Here is a 16,781-nt window from a genome sequence, read left to right as displayed (position 1 = left end):
TTTAGCGTCTAGTTGGTAACCTGTCACTAATTGTTGAAACTCAAATGGGTTGGCTTGTACATCTGCAGATACAAAGCTTGCAGAGCCAACAACTACTGCACCTAAAGTTAACGCGATTGTATTTTTTTTAACTGTATTCATTTTGTGACTCTCTTTAATCAAGTATTGTAAATCTCAGCAATAAAAATGTATTTTAAATTGCTTGTATGCTTAAGTAGACCTGTACAAGAATAAAAACTTTCATTTATTTTCATAATATTTACTTTTGCGGTTTCTACATTAAATATGGTTGGTAATTACAGATTTATCAATGTGTGATTTACAGGTAAACTATGCGTCCAGTTTTTTATCAAAATTAATCACCTTATGAAACTTGTTTTAGCACCTATGGAAGGTGTCGTTGATTTTAAAATGCGCCAATTACTCACAGACATTGGTGGGTTCGATTTGTGCGTTACCGAGTTTGTAAGAGTGGTTGAAACATGCTTACCTGATAAAGTTTTTCATCGATTTTGCCCTGAACTACATAATAATGGATTTACGCGAGCAGGTACTCCTGTGCGTGTTCAATTACTCGGCCAAGAAGCAAATCCGTTAGCCGAAAATGCAGTAAGAGCAATTGCTTTAGGATCTCATGGGGTCGACCTTAACTTTGGTTGCCCAGCAAAAACCGTTAATCGTAGTCGAGGGGGGGCTGTACTGCTTAAAGATCCTGACCACATGTATACGATTATTAAAGCAGTCCGAGATGCTGTAGATGATAAACATGAAGTAAGTGCAAAAATTCGCTTAGGCTTTGATGACGACAGTAACAGCCAAGAAATTGTTGATGCTGTGGTAAGCGCAGGCGCAAATAGTGTAGCTATACACGCCAGAACCAAACGTGATGGTTATAACCCGCCAGCTTATTGGGAAAAAATTCCACCAATAATAAAAGATAAAAATATTGCCGTTGTTGCCAATGGTGAAATTTGGCAAGTTGAGGACGCAATGCTTTGCCAAAAACGAAGTGGATGTACTGATTTGATGCTTGGTCGTGGCGCCCTTTCGCACCCTGATTTAGCAAAAAAAATTAAAGCTCATGTAAATAATGAACAATATGATGGCCTTCAATGGGAGCATATTATTTATCACTTAATCCACTCTGCTATTCATCAAGACCCTGCAAAAGATGAAAAGTATTTTGCTTCTCGTACAAAGCAATGGCTAGGTTACCTTAAACGCCAATACCCGCAAGCGATCGATTTATTTGATGAAATCAGGCGTTTAAAAAGTAAAGAAGATGTGGCAAGCGTATTAAATAAATACGCCAAAGCACCGCAACTTGATTCAAATCATAACGGCTAACCTAAAGCCTCTAGATAATATCAGTATAACGTGAAGCCAGTTTAATAAGGTTGTACTGATAATGCATCATCAAAAAAGACTAAACGATGAAATAGCACAAATTAAATTAAAGATATTAACTATGCTTTCTAAATCAGCCTACCCTACACATCAGCATTTAATACAAATTTTAGATAATACAGCAAACAATGAATGGTTAGACTGTGCAGCAGAGAAGCTAGGTCCTGAGTATGCGTTTTTGATCAGTCGCATGACTAAATTAGAAGCGGCGGTCAGCCAAATAGAAATTGGGCAATATGGCTACTGCTGCGACTGTGAAGAAAAAATACCAGCCAAATCACTTGAACTAGACCCCGCAACTCAACGGTGTACAAAGTGCGCACAATAAGCGCACTTTCAAATCATTATATAATTTGTTGTATAAAGCTAAATGATTGCCCTGGGTAGAGTATTATATCTTCAACTAAATATTGAGCCTCTTCTTGGGTGATTTCTAAGCGTTTCATAAGGTTTACCTTCGCCTGTGGCAAAGTCCACGCATGGTAATGAATGCCAATATCTGATTCCATCATTGCAAGCATCAATGTTTTATCTTTATCAGACATGTTCATATTGCTCGCCATTGCAGGTAAGTCTTGATAATCAGCCTGCCAATCAAGCCCTTCAATTAATTTTTCATCCGATAGATACTGCACTAAAAACGATTTTTTATGAGAAATAGACAATTTACTATCGAATGCAACACGATCTAATACTTTTATATTTTCATTTAAAATAGTAACCCACTCTAGCGGTGAATGTACTTCGCCACTAAAGTAATTGAGTTTGCTCTGATACCACTGTGACCCATTTGGCAGGCCTCTCAGACCAACACTACCTCTAGGCTTATAACTAGTTAAATAATCGCTAAAAGCTCTTATATGACTCTTAAGCGCTGGTTGAACGTCATTACTACCTATCGCACTCAATACATAGCTTTGTAGTAGTGTGAGCTCAATTTTATTCAGCTTTAAATTGCTTTGTTTAGCACTGTCTAGCGTATCTTGGGTTAACTTAAGCCAAGTAATAATATTATCCGGCGTACTTTTTGAACCCTCAAAAGCAAGCATGTTTTTTAATACGTCTACTTGAGCCGGCCAATTAAAATAGCGCTCAGGAAAGCGCTCTGCAATAACCAAGTAGTTTACTTGTGCAATTTGATTGAGATTAAGCTCCATATCCATTAGGTTCTGATAAATAGTATGACGTTTAACTAAATACGCATCAGAAAAGACCAATTGCTCTTTAGTAATCCTATCGATTTTTTTAGCGTCTGGTTGTACAAGTGCCATGTTTAAAGTTTTTAAAGCAACTTGTGCGTCTTCAAATGACTCATAAGGTTGAGGCTGCTTTGAACATGCAGCTAAAAATAAGCACAGTAGTAATGAAAAAGAGAGCTTTTTATACATAGTAGTTCCAATAAAAAAAGCCCCAGAGGGGCTTTTTATAAGTTGCTTTAGCTAATTAGAATTAAATTTTAACACCGTTGCGAGCGGCTTTATCTTTAATATATGTAGACCAACCTTTTGCAAACTTACGTGTGCGAGGGTCATCCATAGCTTTAGTAATTGCAGCATATGCTTGCTTATACTTACCTTGATAGTAATACGCTTCAGCTAAATCTGAATAAATAGTACCTTTTTTATCAGAGCCAAGCTCTAATGCTTTGTTCAAACGAACAACAGCAGCACTGAATTTTTCAGATTGTAAAAGTAATGAACCAGCTTTACGGTAAAGTTCAGCGTCGTCATCAAATTTAGCAGCTTCTTCGTAGTACTTAGCAGCTTTTTCTAGATCTTTAGAGCGATGATAATTACTAGCAATCGCGTTAACATTCTGCTTCGTACGTTTTACTTTTTCACTCTTAACGGCCTTTTCTAGCGTTACAGCTGCTCTAAAAGGGATCTCGTTTAGAGAGTAAAAGTTAGATAAGACTTTATACTCAACTTCATTTTCAAAGTAACCGTTCTTGTAAGCAACTTCCATCGTTGCTAAACCTTTTTGATAGTCTTCGGTTTGTAGGTAATATTTACCTAAGCTAACCCAAGCTTTTTTATCATCAGGCCATACACGAACAATCTCTTCGCCAATCTTAACCATGTTTGCATAGTCTTTAAGTTCAAAGTATGCACCCAGTTTTAATTGGTAAGGACCTTTATTAGGTTCTTTTTGAAGTTTAATTGCCTTATCTGCTGGTTCAAAAACATCACGAAATTGCTCTAACTGATAGTTAGCTTGAGCAATACGTGTATAAACCGTAGGATCTTCTTGGCCAGTGAAGTCCATCCAAGCTACATAAGCTTTTTTGGCTTCTTGATACTTTTCAGTACCGGCGTATAAATCGCCTAACAGTTTTAGAGTTTGTTCTTGATCAGCAAAGTTTAAAACATCAGGGGCAACTGCTTGTTTAGAGTACTTAATCGCTTCGTCATACTTTTCTTTTTGCGCGTACATGCTACCTAGGTAACGATTTACCATCGCTTTATCAAAGTCATTCGAAGGATCAATTTCTCTAAGCAAAACAATTGCTTCATCAACTTTTTCTTCACCGTACAAGTCAAACGCTTTACTAACTTTTTTACCAGTGCGCTCGCCCATGAGTTTAGTTTTTGCTTTTTTACGCTCTTCAATCTTTGCGTAATCTGGCGCCGCTAAAACAGATGCACTTAAAGTAGCACCAGTCACAGACATAAGAATCGCAAGAGCAGTTACTTTAGAAAAATTTCTCATTACTCGCCTCCTTAGTTGCCTTGGTTAAGTTTAAAGTCTAATTGAACTTGTAAACCTGGTTGTTTCTGTGGTTTTCCGTCAATGATCTTAGGACGGTACTTCCACTTACGCAATGCGCGTTTAGCTTCACGGTCAAAGATACGTTTTGGATCTGCGTCAATTACTTCAACGTCAGTTACTCCACCTAACTCATCAATTGTGAATGAAAGTTGTACCCAACCTTCTTTGCCATCACGTGCTGCTTGCGTTGGATATTTTGGTTCTATACGAACGATAGGTGTCGCATCACCATCTCGTCCAAATGCACCAGGACCACTTAGTCCACCAGCTGAACTACCAACATCAATGCTACCCATATTAAATGACATAGCACCAGGGTTTGGATTATTATTTTCCGGCTGTGGCGGCTGCGGTTTAGGCGGCTGCTTTGGCGGTGGTGGAGGAGGAGGCGGTACACGCTTCCTCTCCTGCACCTTAGATTCAGGCGGATTCGTCATTATTTCGACTATGATCTGCTCTTTTTGTTCCGTATTACGGTCAGCCCCACCAGAGATGAGGAAGGCCATGAAGTAGAACAAGCCGAAAGTAACTGCCCCACCTGCAATCAGTGAAAACAGAAAACGAATCATTACTGATCTCCAGCTATTGAAATTCTAAGGTTGTCACCCGTCGCTTTAATCTGGTCCATAACTTTAACCACTGTGCCGTGTTTAGCTTCTTTATCAGCTTGTATAATCACAACTTCAGTAGGTTGTTCTGCTAATAAACTTTCGATTTTTGCTGAAATACGTTCAACATCAATTTGTTGTTTATCAACCCAGATTTCGCCGTTACTACGAATAGCAATAAAAATGTTAGCATTTTTTTGCTTAGTAGCTTGGGCAGCTTTTGGTTTATTGACCTCGATACCAGCCTCTTTAACGAACGATGTAGTTACGATAAAGAAAATAAGCATGATAAATACGATGTCAAGCATTGGCGTCATATCAACCGCTGCTTCTTCTTCTTCACGAAAACGTTGTTTACGTGCCATATTTAATTCTCTCTCTAGTGATGAGGCATACTATCAATAAGTTTGGCTTTCACCATTTTAGCTTTTGTCTCAAGACGTGAGCTAAAAAATACTCCAGATAGTGCCGCAACCATTCCAGCCATTGTTGGGATTGTTGCCATTGAAATACCTGATGCCATTAAGCGTGCATTACCCGTACCCTGGTTGGCCATGGTTTCAAAAACCGAGATCATACCAGTAACAGTACCAAGTAAGCCTATTAAAGGACAAACAGCTACTAATGTCTTAATCAACAACATACGCTGATCTAATTTTTCAGACGCTTCAGAAATCCATGCTTCACGGATTCTGTGTGCGTACCAAGACGTAGTGTCTTGGCGGGCATCCCACTTTGCTACAATTTCTTTCGCTGTGCGAGGAAACTCTGCAAGTAGAAACCAATAGCGCTCAATCATTAAAACCCACATCAGAAAGAGTGCTATCGCGACCACGTATAAAACCTGGCCGCCTGTGCCAACAAAATCCCTGATAGATTCCCATATCTCCATCAGGACTAGCATTAGGCTTTCTCCTTCTCCGCGTGAGTAGCAACGATACCCGCGCTTTGCTCATCAAGGATGTGTAATACCGACTTACTACGACCAGCTACAAGAGCATGAAGTAGAATTAGTGGTAATGCAGCAATTAGACCTAGCGCTGTAGTTACAAGTGCTAGAGAGATGTTACCTGCCATGATCTTCGGATCACCCGTACCGAACAATGTGATTGTTTGGAACGTTAAGATCATACCGATTACTGTACCTAGTAGACCTAGTAACGGTGCGATTGCAGCAAGAATCTTAATTATGTTGATACCAGCTTCGATGCGTGGCGTTTCACGTAGAATCGCTTCATCAAGTTTAAGCTCAAGGTTTTCAACATCTTGGTTCTTGTTGTCATGGTACACTTTAAGAATACGACCCAGTGGGTTATTTGTATTCGGTGTAGCAACATTTTTAAGCTGGCTCTTAATCTTACTAGTAGTAAGTGTAAGGTCAACAAAGCGAATTAGAGTAATTAGCATACCTAAAGCTAGTAAAGCTGTAATGATATAACCAACTACGCCACCTTGATGGAAGTATTCCATAAGTGTCGCTTTTTGAGTGTTGATACGTAAGATAGCACCACGAGTCGGATCGATATAAACACCAGCGTAGTTATCTGGTGATGTATTTTCAAGATCAGTGATACCGTCTAAAATATAGCTATCAGGCTGTTTACCTAGAGGCTGAATAGACTTAGTTTCTGGTGAATAAATTAAGTAACCATCGTCTGTAACTAAGTTAAAGTTACCGATACGCGTTACTTTCTTCATTGACGGGTTACCGTCAAGACCAGCAACTTCAGTTTCAAAAGTTGAAACTTTAGCTGATTCAGTCATTTCTGTTTGAAGTGAAATCCAAAGTTCTTCAAGTTCGCGAACTGTAGGAAGTTCTTTAGCAGCAGCTAATGAACGTAAGATTTCAGCACGGCCAGGTTTCTCAGCACTAACTAGTGATGCTTCGATAGAACCGATAGCGTCTTGAGCTGCACGACGTACAACACCAAACATCTCACCCAAAGTACCTTGAGCACTTTGAAGAGCTGCTTCTTTTTCAGCTAACGTGTTTTCATTTTGTGCATATTGCTTAGTTAAGCTTTCACCACGAGACTTCTCAGAAGCAAGTTGGCTTTTAGCTTTATTAAGTAAAGATTGCTTGTCAGCACGATCTGATAAGAACTCTTGTTCACGTTTCTTATCGATTTTACCTTCAGAGATACGCTCTTGCTTTACTTGCTCAAGTATTTTATCTAGAGCTCCAGTATTTGCATGTGCATTTAACGCGGTACCTGCAGAAACAGTTAGTACTGCGGCAACAGCAAAACCTTTAAATAGTTTCTTCATTATTGATTACTCCGCGCCAAAGATAGGTAGTTTAACAAGTTCTAATGTCGCTTGCTTACGCGCCATACGAATAACTTCTTTAACAGGTTTTAGGTATTCTTCACCTAATTTTTTCCACTGTTTAGTGTTGTTATCCCACACCCAAGCATGTTTCAAGTCAAAAGACTGAGCAACGTAAGTAATACGACCTAACTGACCGATATCAACGTTAATACTTTTGCCATCAACTTCTAGTGTACCTTGTGAAGCAGATACAAGTGAGCTGTATGCTGTTTCAATAGTGTAAGCTTCAAGTACTTGACGGAATTTTTCAGACGTCGTTACAGACGCAGAAACCATGATTTCACGTAGTCTTTCAACACGTCCTAAACGCGTCTCTAGATTAAATGGAACGTCCGCTTTGATGAATTGCTCAAGCGTATCGATCATGCGATACATCAAAGGCACAACGTTTTGTTTCGTGTTATCAATCGTAGCGATTTGACGATCAAACGATTCAATAGACGCGTTTTGGCTATCAACCAAGCGCGACACGTGATCGTTATACACTTTCATAAGTTCAGTCTCATCAACAACGCTACGGTACTCAGCGATTAGCTCCTGAGTTTGACCATATACATTGTCAATTTTAGTTTGAGACTTAACCGCAGCCTTTTGAATTTGTTGACCTGCTTTTTGCACGTCATTCAAAGGATCTGCAATCACATTGCTGCTTGCAAATGCAAATGCGCCAACCAACGCAGTTGCTACAAGACTCTTTCTGATTTTAACAGACATAGTTCCCAACCAATTAAGTAATGTTACTTTTATAATTTAATTATCCTCCGAAGAGAACAACCCTGATATCTTTTAATAGATATCAACCTTCCAATAATGCTAAATGCAATTAGCGCTGTCAACTTGATGTTTACTAATCTCTGCAAATAAATAGCTAAGTTAATGCTTAAACAAAAGTACTAGCACACAACTGTTAACATTATTGCAACTAAGCTTTTGCTTAATATTTCGATTAAAGCCTTTTGAGGGGTGTATTTATTCGCATTGTACTGACATAAAACAACATTATTGCAACATTTAGCCAAAGCTGAATTCGCACTGAAAAAAAACAAAAAAAATATAGATAGATATAACAAAAGTTATTTTTTAAACGATTTCAGCACATTTTATCTCCCCAATAACACTTCATCTGAAAAAACAAACCATTTGTCGCACAAAAAAACAACACTGGATAATCTACAATACCGCCCACCTTGCTTTATGCACGCAATGCCTAAAGCCATTTATAAAACGTGTTTCCCATAAATAGTAATAATAAGTTTCTTTTAGCAAGGCCTGAAATAGCCAAATAGCTTTCGATAATTAGACGAGTTACATTTACCGCTTTAGAGTGCTCATTAATACTATTTGACAGTTAAATTTATTTAGTAACAAAGTTAATCACAAAAAGCTGCTCAACTTTAATAATAATGGACTATAAATGATGCCTAACGCTTCCGTAATAAACTATCAGAGGCCTATAGAGGTTCCCTTGCCCATTTATAGTTAAAGTACAAAACTTCAACCTGATTGCACTAGCAAGACTTACACTAAAATTTACACAGATTGTTATTTGGCATCATTTTTATGTATATAAGTATCAGATCAGTCGGATAAATTGTAAGGGATGTTTTAAATGCGATAGAAAGTGGTTCGATTGTATTTCAGATAATTGAATTTTGGGTTTGTATTAAAATAGAAGATTTAAGAATATATGAAATTTGTGTTCAAGGATTTAAAAAGAAGGATTTTATTAATTATGTACATAGAGAGGAATTATGGTGAAACAGAGACCTGCTTCACCAAGATGAACTAGAGTTCACATAATAAATTATGCTGCTTCTACGTTCTCAGCTTCAGGGCCTTTTTGACCTTGTTTGATGCTGAATGTCACTGCTTGACCTTCGCTAAGAGTGCGAAAACCAGAACCAGTGATTGCGCTGAAATGTACAAACACGTCAGGACCATTTTCTTGTTCAATGAAACCAAAGCCTTTAGCTTCGTTGAAAAACTTTACTTTACCAGTAACCGACATACTAAATTTTCCTGTAAGTCAATAATTAAAATTCAGCCATATTATTATGGCAATATCCTCCCTGAGTCAATGCTCAAAAATATGGAGGTACAGTACAGGAACAAGTAATAACCTAACCGGTAACCTTAAACGCAGCACAATATCCGTAAATTCAATACATAAAAACTCAAAGCAAGGTAAGATTAACACATTATATTTTTTTTCGCTCTATTAATTGGGAATTATTTATTAAAAATATAAATTTGTTTCAAATCGCCTTTAACTGACTAATTTCCAAGCAAAAACTATAAAGTATTATTGTAATATATATTGCTATAAACGCGTATAAAAGCCCTCTACAACAGCAATACTGTCAAATAACGCTTCAATAACATCAAAAATACAAACAAAAAAGCCGCTTTAAAAATTAAGCGGCTTTTGATTTAAATATAAAATATTAACTATTCAACAGACCAATCAATAGTATCTTCTGCTTTTATAGGCACAACTTCAGAGTCGCCTAGGGTATAACTTGCAGGTACGTCCCATGGTTTTCTTTGTAATGTTATTGTATCGGCATTACGCGGCAACTCATAAAAGTCAGGACCAAAGTGGCTTGCAAATCCTTCAAGCATGTCCAAAGCTCCTGCGTCTTCGAATGCTTCAGCGTATAACTCAATAGCGGCATGAGCCGTATATGCACCAGCACAACCACAAGCAGCTTCTTTTTTATCTTTGTAATGTGGTGCAGAATCAGTTCCTAAGAAAAACTTTTTATTTCCACTTATAGCTGCGGCCATTAATGCTTGCTGGTGAATGTTACGTTTGAGGATTGGCAAACAGTAATAATGTGGGCGAATTCCACCCGCTAACATATGATTACGATTATAAAGCAAATGATGAGCTGTAATTGTTGCTGCTACATTGCTAGGTGCATTAACTACAAACTCTACTGCATCTTTAGTTGTAATATGCTCTAGTACAATTTTAAGTTCAGGAAAGTCACTTACCACATCCCCTAAAATCGTCTCTAAAAATACTTTTTCACGGTCAAAAATATCAATTGATGAATCAGTAACTTCTCCGTGTACTAACAGCAACATACCTACTTCTTGCATTGCTTTTAAAACCGGGTAAATATTTTTGACTGATGTAACACCCGAATCAGAATTGGTTGTAGCGCCCGCAGGATACAGCTTTGCAGCTACTATTTTACCCGTTGCTTTTGCTTTCTTTATTTCATCTGGTGTCGTTTTATCAGTAAGGTAAAGTACCATTAAAGGCTCAAAGGCTCCTTGTGGGCCTGCTGCCATAATACGTTCTCGATAAGATAGAGCGGTATCAGTACATGTTGCCGGCGGAACAAGGTTTGGCATAATAATAGCGCGACCCATGTATCTGCTAATGTCTCGTACAGTATCCTTTAGCTGGTCGCCATCACGTAAATGTACATGCCAGTCATCTGGGCGAGTGATAGTAAGGGTTGTTACAGAGTTTGTATTATTGCTTGTCATTACTTTGTTCCAAGGCTGAATTTATCCGATCATAGGCATATGATGTTTTCGAGTAAAGATTTTATTAAAAATAATGCATATGTTGATGACATTACCGAGTTGTGTAATTAAAGCTTAATACTCCAATTCAATTGGGATTAGCCATTGTTATTACTTACAATTAATTAAAGTCATTCGTCATAATAATTTACAGCCAATTAAAACCACTCATCGCTTTATTTTGTACAAAATCTAAGATTAGGTTAACTTAGCTACGTATTTAAAAATAAAAAGAATAATATAAATTGCCTATGTCTTACAAAAATAATGCCTCAAGAGCACTTGAGATAAAAACTGATCAACTGAGTATTATTAATCAATTTTCATCAAGCTTATTGCAACTAGACACACTAGACGAGCTATTTGAGTATGTTACAACGCACGTTGTTAACCGTTTAGGATTTGTTGATTGCGTTATTTACCTTGCCGATAACAATGCTTATACATTAAATCAAGTTGCATCGATGGGTATTGCTCACGCCCGAGACAAATATCAAGCCGAACGTAAAGTAATACGTTTTAGTGAAGGAATTACTGGAGCTGTTGCAACTACTGGTAAAGCCGTAGTTATCGATGATGTAACAAAAGATAGCCGTTATATCGCAGATGAGCGCCCTGCCCAATCAGAACTATGCGTCCCTCTTATATATAAAGAACAAGTTTTAGGTGTTATTGATTGTGAGCACCCTATTAAAGGCTACTTTACAAACGCACACCTTGAAATTCTTACAACAGTTGCCCACTTACTCAGTGCTAAAATTAACCAGGTAAATACGGTAAATAACTTACAAAAAACAGTTGAGCAACTTAACAACGCACAAAAATTAGAAAATAGCTTATTACAAATAGCTAACCTAACCTACAAAGCTAACGACTTAGATACCTTCTTTGAAGCCTTGCATTCAATTATCAATAACTTACTTCCTGCTGATAACTTTTTTATCGCTTTATATGACAAAAAAGTAGATATACTTGACCTTGTTTATATAGTTGAAGAAGGCATAAACACTAAAACACATCAAAAAATATCTAAAGAACAGCTAAAAGACACTGCTTCATATTACCTACTGCAAACAGAGCAAACCTTATTACTCAATAAAGATGCCTTTCAAAGTCATATTGATAACGGTGATTTTAAAATGGTAGGTCGACAATCAGAGTCTTGGTTGGGTGTTCCATTTAAAACAAGTGATCGTATAAGCGGTGTTATTGTTGTACAAAGCTACGATAAAACACTGCAATACAACGAACACGACAGCGCTCTTCTAACTTACGTAAGTCGCCAAATAAGTATGGCAATTGATAGACAACTAGCCCGACAAGAGCTCGAACATAAAGCATTGCATGACGAGCTTACCGGCCTTGCTAACCGCTCATTACTCATTGAGAGAATAAAGCATGCTATTTTACGTTTAACGCGTGCTAAAAAAAGTACTAGCCATGCCCTGCTGTATCTAGATTTTGATCGTTTTAAAAGTATAAATGATTCGCTAGGGCATGAAGTCGGAGACCATTTTCTTATAAAAATATGCGACTTAATTAAAAGTACAGTACGAAGCACGGATACATTTGCTCGTTTAGGCGGTGATGAGTTTGCTATTTTCATGGAAAATATCACACATAAAAACCAAGTTAATGAAGCTTTAAACAGAATTAAAAGCGCATTATCAAAACCTCTTAATGTAGATAGCCACTTACTTCAAGCTTCTACTAGTATTGGTATTGCCTATACCGACAACATAAACGATAAAGCTTATATATTACTGCAACAAGCTGATGCTGCTATGTATGAAGCAAAATCCACCGGGCGTGGACAAGTTAAGTTTTTTAATAACACGATGCGTAAAAAACTTAAAACCCATGCCGATATCGAAAACGACTTGCAACACGGTATAGAACACAATGAATTTGAACTCTATTTTCAGCCAATTTTTACAATTACCACAAGTGAAGTTATCGGATTTGAAGCACTTGTGCGCTGGCATCATCCAAAAAAAGGATTTGTACCACCTAATGACTTTATACCGATAGCTGAAACTACAGGGCAAATTATAAATCTTGATTTACATTTACTTGATTTAGCCGCTCAGCAGATTTCTAATTGGCACCAGCAAGGTCATCGCTTTTTGAAAGTAACGGTTAATGTATCGTCACGACATTTTGCAAGCCTCGATTTTGTAGCGCAAATACATTCTATTTATAATAAATACCAATTACCTCTGGGTTCTTTATGTTTAGAAATTACCGAATCAGGCTTAATAGAAAATCTAGAACTCGCCACTCAAATAATAGAAGGTCTTTCACCTTTAAAAGTAAAATTGTGCCTTGACGATTTTGGAACGGGTTATTCAGCACTGGGCTACTTGCACCAACTGCCTATTCATATTTTAAAAATAGATAAAAGCTTTATTGACCACCTACAAGATTCCACCAACCCACTTGTTGAAGCCATTTTATCACTTGCGCAATCATTAAAACTTGAGGTTGTTGCTGAAGGGATAGAAACACTTGAACAATTAGCCATTTTACAATCCACCGCGTGCGACTATGGCCAAGGTTTTTTAAAGTCAAAACCGGTCACAGCCAAAGAAGCCATATTACTTATTAATAAGCCCTTATAAAAAGAGCCAGCGAGTAGGTCGCTGGCTTAAGTATTACGTATATACTCATCCATTAACCTAAACTAAAGCTAAAAAGCAAAATGACTTTAGTTTTTAAACCACAACCTAAAGTAACCATTCCCCCCCACACAGTTATTTATATAGTCAAAATTCACACTGAGGTGAAGCACACCGCAATCGATATACTTAAAACACAACATGAAGCAAACTCATCTAAAACTCATCAAATCAGTTTTTGAATGACTTTTATCGTTACTAATTTTAATATTTTCGCGATTCATAGCAACAAACTGCAATAAACCACAATAAATCGCAAACTTTTAGCCATCTAGACGTTGAAACGTTTTTTGTATAGGCGTAGTATGTGGTTAATCTGAGCTGAACTCACTTTTCCCATGAGAATTTTTAAAGATGATTGGTATTAAACATTTAAAAACCATAGCAACCCTAAAAGAAACAGGATCTTTGGTTAATACAGCACGAGAATTATTTTTGACACAGTCTGCTTTATCACATCAAATCAAAGATTTAGAGAATAAATTAGATTGCCAATTATTTGAGCGTAAAACTCAACCAGTCCGCTTTACCCCTCAGGGAATGCTATTACTTGAGTTAGCTCACGAAATATTACCAAAAATGGAAGCGACTAAATGCCGTTTGAAAGAAAGCTTAAATCAGCCTATTTCTCAACTGCGTTTAAGTGTGGAATGCCATGCATGTTTTCATTGGTTGTTGCCTACTATTAAAGAATTTAATAACTTTTGGCCTGATATAAAAATTGATTACGAGCGCGGCTTTAGTTACGACGCTATTCCTGACTTACTAAGCGATGAGCTAGATTTAGTTTTAACATCTGACATACGTGAACCCGACACATTAGAATACGCGCACTTATTTGATTTTAAATTGAAGCTTATTGTGGCACCGGATCATGAACTTGCTAAAAAAGCATATGTAACAGCGCTTGATTTAAAAAACGAAACTATTATTTCATACCCTATCCCGCGTGAACGCCAAGATATATTTAAGCATTTCATTCAAAATGCACGTTTTGACGGTACGTTAAAAACGGTTGACCAAGGGTTACTTATTTTTCAACTAGTAAGTGCCGGCATGGGCGTTGCCGCTTTACCTGATTGGCTAGTTACACCTTATGAAAGCCAAGGCTTAATTAAATCAATTCCTTTGGGCGCTCTTGGCCTTACTCGTCCTATGTATTTAGCGATGAAAAAAGACATGAAAGATAACCCTGTTTATCGTCACTTTTTAAATACGTGTAAGCTAAATAACGGTCGATAATCATCAATATAATGAGTAATATCGCTGTAATTAACTCTACAGCGTTTAATTCTTATGTTTGTTATTAAAAAAATGATTGGTGGCTTACTTATGCCACTGCCTCTATTTGGTTTATTTGCGTGCCTGATGCTCCTACTCGCATTTAAAGGCCGCAAATCAGCTCTCTTCTTATCTACTTTAAGCTTAATTGTATTACTTGCATTGAGCACACCCTTTATCGCCAATTTAATTATCCAAAATAATGAACCTGCGTCGCTTGCATTTAATACCCTAAAGCATCCAAAAATAGACAAAATAGTTGTACTAGGTTGCGATATAAACCCAAATTCGGCTTTAAGTTCAAATAATCAATTAGGTAATTGTGCGCTAACGCGCTTAGTCGAAGGTGTAAAACTGGCAAAGCACTACCCTAATGCAGAACTAATAGTTTCAGGCGGGGGTTATCAAAATATCACTAATAGCGGGCTTATGTATCAAACGGCAATTAGTTTAGGCGTTAATAAGAGTCGTATATCCCAAAACCCAAAAGCAATGGATACAGGTGAAGAAGCTAAGTTACTGGCATCAAAATTAGTCGACTTTAAAGTTGCACTAGTAACATCTGTGCTGCACATGCCACGCGCAAAAGACTTATTTAATGCTCAAGGTATTGAAGTCACAACCGCAGCCACTGATTATCATAATTTTGCTGCACTTCCATGGAGCAAACAGTTTATTCCCAATGCTCATGCCTTACTTGTGGTTACGCAATACAGTCACGAAGTAGTAGGAAACACATGGCTAAGTTTACGCCGCTGGATAGATCCAGAGGCACTGTAGCTCATTTCGTCTAACTAACCTGAACTCTAGATAATAAATCTATCTCAAGTAGCGTTCAGGTTAATTAATAGATAGCCTAGTTAAACTGGGTTATCTATGTCTATAAATGTCACATCAAAGCCATGCTCTTGAGCAAGTAACTCACCCAGAGCTTTTACACCATAGCGCTCTGTTGCATGATGCCCTGCGGCAAAAAAATCAATGTTTTGCTCACGAGAACTATGAATTGTTTGCTCCGATGCCTCACCCGTTAAATAAGCATCAATGCCTTGCTCTGCAGCTAAATCAATATATCCTTGCCCACCACCGGTGCACAGTGCAATGGTTTCAATTTTTGTTGAACGTACTAAGCTTGTGAGCGGGGTTCGATTTAGCACTTTTGCAATTTTATCTGCAAAATCTTCACCACTTAATGGTGTTTTTAAACGCCCTTTCATTGCTACGCTATTTGAAGTTGGCTCTAGCCCTGTTTCAATCTCAATATCCAATAACTTTGCAAGTTGCGTGTTATTGCCAACTGCTGGATGAATATCGAGTGGTAAGTGATAGCCAAATAAATTAATATCGTGTGCTAATAACGCACCTATACGACGCTTTTTCATTCCCGTTATTGGTTGGGATTCCCCTTTCCAAAAAAATCCATGGTGAACTAAAATAGCATCTGCTTGTTGCTCAATGGCAGCATCTATTAAAGCTTGACTTGCGGTTACACCCGTCACAATTTTTTTAATTTCGTTTTTACCTTCAACTTGTAAGCCATTTGGGCAAAAATCTTTAATTAAATGAGGTTTTAAAATGTCATTTAGGAGTTGGTTAAATTCTCTACGTTGCATATAACTTACCTTACTTAGCACTGAATTTTGTGCAAATTTTGGCGTTTATAGCCCTAAAATGGAAGGAAAATCGCAAAAAATTGAAAAACTGTTTTAAAATAGGTATAAATACCTCTTCTTTATCTGTGTTCACAACGTATAGGGTCTCTGATGAGCAAACTAGACAAAACAGAAGTGTTATCTGCCTTTGAAGCAGCGTACGAAACTGCCAATGGTAAAAAACCTGAAATCACAACTAAACCTGGTTGGTACAGCATTGATGGCGGTAAAAATTTACGCCTAGCTGACGTAGCAGAGCTTACTAAAAAGTTAAACTCTGGTAAAACAACTAAAACGAAAAAACCAAAAGCAGCTGCGCCTGTTAAAGCACAGAAAAAAGCGCCATTCACTGTTGTTACCGAAAACGAAGAAGGTTACACAGCGGAAGAACTTTGGATTGTAATTTTAGCTCGTAAAGATCATGACTGTCGCTTACCGCGCGGTGTTGTTTAATCAACATTTATGATTTTTAAAAGAAACCGCGTTAAGCGGTTTTTTTATGTGCGTTATTTGCT

Annotated in this window: 16 protein-coding genes; 6 read left to right on the top strand and 10 right to left on the bottom strand. The window is 37.5% G+C overall.

The window, feature by feature from the left end; translation table 11 throughout:
- Window positions 1-366 precede the first annotated feature (366 nt).
- Both P20429_RS08515 and P20429_RS08520 read left to right on the top strand, forming a co-directional pair.
- Window positions 367-1,347 carry a tRNA-dihydrouridine synthase gene (locus P20429_RS08515; protein WP_007583877.1) on the top strand — a complete coding sequence of 327 codons (981 nt, stop codon included), beginning with the start codon at window positions 367-369 and terminating at the stop codon, window positions 1,345-1,347.
- A gap of 61 nt (window positions 1,348-1,408) precedes the next feature.
- Entirely contained in the window at window positions 1,409-1,735 is a 327-nt protein-coding gene (locus P20429_RS08520; protein ID WP_007583875.1) for a TraR/DksA C4-type zinc finger protein, read from the top strand.
- A 16-nt stretch (window positions 1,736-1,751) separates the two neighbouring features.
- Here the strand turns inward: P20429_RS08520 and P20429_RS08525 are convergent, their stop codons facing one another.
- The 9 genes from P20429_RS08525 to pyrC all read right to left on the bottom strand — a co-directional run bounded on the left by P20429_RS08525 (window position 1,752) and on the right by pyrC (window position 10,616).
- Entirely contained in the window at window positions 1,752-2,795 is a 1,044-nt protein-coding gene (locus P20429_RS08525; RefSeq protein WP_007583873.1) for a hypothetical protein, read from the bottom strand.
- A gap of 61 nt (window positions 2,796-2,856) precedes the next feature.
- Window positions 2,857-4,116, bottom strand: a complete 1,260-nt coding sequence (locus P20429_RS08530) for a tetratricopeptide repeat protein (protein WP_007583871.1) — start codon at window positions 4,114-4,116, stop codon at window positions 2,857-2,859.
- An 11-nt stretch (window positions 4,117-4,127) separates the two neighbouring features.
- A complete protein-coding gene (locus P20429_RS08535) occupies window positions 4,128-4,745 on the bottom strand; it encodes an energy transducer TonB (RefSeq protein WP_007583869.1) in 618 nt (205 codons plus the stop codon).
- Window positions 4,745-5,149: a biopolymer transporter ExbD gene (locus P20429_RS08540; protein ID WP_007583867.1), complete on the bottom strand. Its 405-nt coding sequence runs from the start codon at window positions 5,147-5,149 to the stop codon at window positions 4,745-4,747. The genes P20429_RS08535 and P20429_RS08540 overlap by 1 nt, the downstream gene beginning before the upstream one ends.
- Window positions 5,150-5,163: 14 nt before the next feature.
- A complete protein-coding gene (locus tag P20429_RS19560) occupies window positions 5,164-5,688 on the bottom strand; it encodes a MotA/TolQ/ExbB proton channel family protein (RefSeq protein WP_002961709.1) in 525 nt (174 codons plus the stop codon).
- A complete protein-coding gene (locus P20429_RS08545; RefSeq protein WP_007583865.1) occupies window positions 5,688-7,052 on the bottom strand; it encodes a MotA/TolQ/ExbB proton channel family protein in 1,365 nt (454 codons plus the stop codon). Before P20429_RS08545 ends, P20429_RS19560 begins: the two co-directional genes overlap by 1 nt.
- Before the next feature lie 6 nt (window positions 7,053-7,058).
- Complete coding sequence (locus tag P20429_RS08550; RefSeq protein ID WP_010553386.1) at window positions 7,059-7,829, bottom strand: DUF3450 domain-containing protein; 771 nt, start codon at window positions 7,827-7,829, stop codon at window positions 7,059-7,061.
- Between the two features lie 1,090 nt (window positions 7,830-8,919).
- Window positions 8,920-9,123 (bottom strand): cold-shock protein, encoded by a 204-nt coding sequence (locus P20429_RS08555; RefSeq protein ID WP_002961702.1) that lies wholly within the window; start codon window positions 9,121-9,123, stop codon window positions 8,920-8,922.
- A 440-nt stretch (window positions 9,124-9,563) separates the two neighbouring features.
- Window positions 9,564-10,616, bottom strand: coding sequence for a dihydroorotase (gene pyrC / locus P20429_RS08560; protein WP_007583861.1), 1,053 nt, complete (start codon window positions 10,614-10,616; stop codon window positions 9,564-9,566).
- A gap of 290 nt (window positions 10,617-10,906) precedes the next feature.
- Between pyrC and P20429_RS08565 the strand changes: the two genes are divergently transcribed.
- The 3 genes from P20429_RS08565 (at window position 10,907) to P20429_RS08575 (ending at window position 15,394) form a co-directional block, all read left to right on the top strand.
- Complete coding sequence (locus P20429_RS08565) at window positions 10,907-13,276, top strand: GGDEF domain-containing protein (protein ID WP_033026848.1); 2,370 nt, start codon at window positions 10,907-10,909, stop codon at window positions 13,274-13,276.
- A 411-nt stretch (window positions 13,277-13,687) separates the two neighbouring features.
- The gene (locus P20429_RS08570; protein WP_002961689.1) at window positions 13,688-14,575 is read left to right on the top strand and encodes a LysR family transcriptional regulator; all 888 of its coding nucleotides are present in this window, start codon (window positions 13,688-13,690) and stop codon (window positions 14,573-14,575) included.
- A gap of 54 nt (window positions 14,576-14,629) precedes the next feature.
- Window positions 14,630-15,394, top strand: coding sequence for a YdcF family protein (locus P20429_RS08575; protein WP_007583857.1), 765 nt, complete (start codon window positions 14,630-14,632; stop codon window positions 15,392-15,394).
- A gap of 80 nt (window positions 15,395-15,474) precedes the next feature.
- On the opposite strand, the gene P20429_RS08580 is transcribed toward P20429_RS08575, so the two are convergent.
- Complete coding sequence (locus P20429_RS08580) at window positions 15,475-16,227, bottom strand: Nif3-like dinuclear metal center hexameric protein (RefSeq protein WP_007583855.1); 753 nt, start codon at window positions 16,225-16,227, stop codon at window positions 15,475-15,477.
- Between the two features lie 150 nt (window positions 16,228-16,377).
- On the opposite strand from P20429_RS08580, the gene P20429_RS08585 reads away from it, so the two are divergent.
- On the top strand, window positions 16,378-16,719 hold the full coding sequence (locus tag P20429_RS08585; RefSeq protein ID WP_002961684.1) for a hypothetical protein: 342 nt from the start codon (window positions 16,378-16,380) through the stop codon (window positions 16,717-16,719).
- Window positions 16,720-16,781 lie beyond the last annotated feature (62 nt).

The sequence above is a fragment of the Pseudoalteromonas sp. BSi20429 genome, from assembly GCF_000238895.1.
In the GTDB taxonomy this organism is placed as follows: Bacteria; Pseudomonadota; Gammaproteobacteria; order Enterobacterales; family Alteromonadaceae; genus Pseudoalteromonas; species Pseudoalteromonas arctica.
The sequence above is the reverse complement of the archived record's forward strand: the minus strand, read 5'-3'. Positions and strand labels throughout refer to the sequence as shown.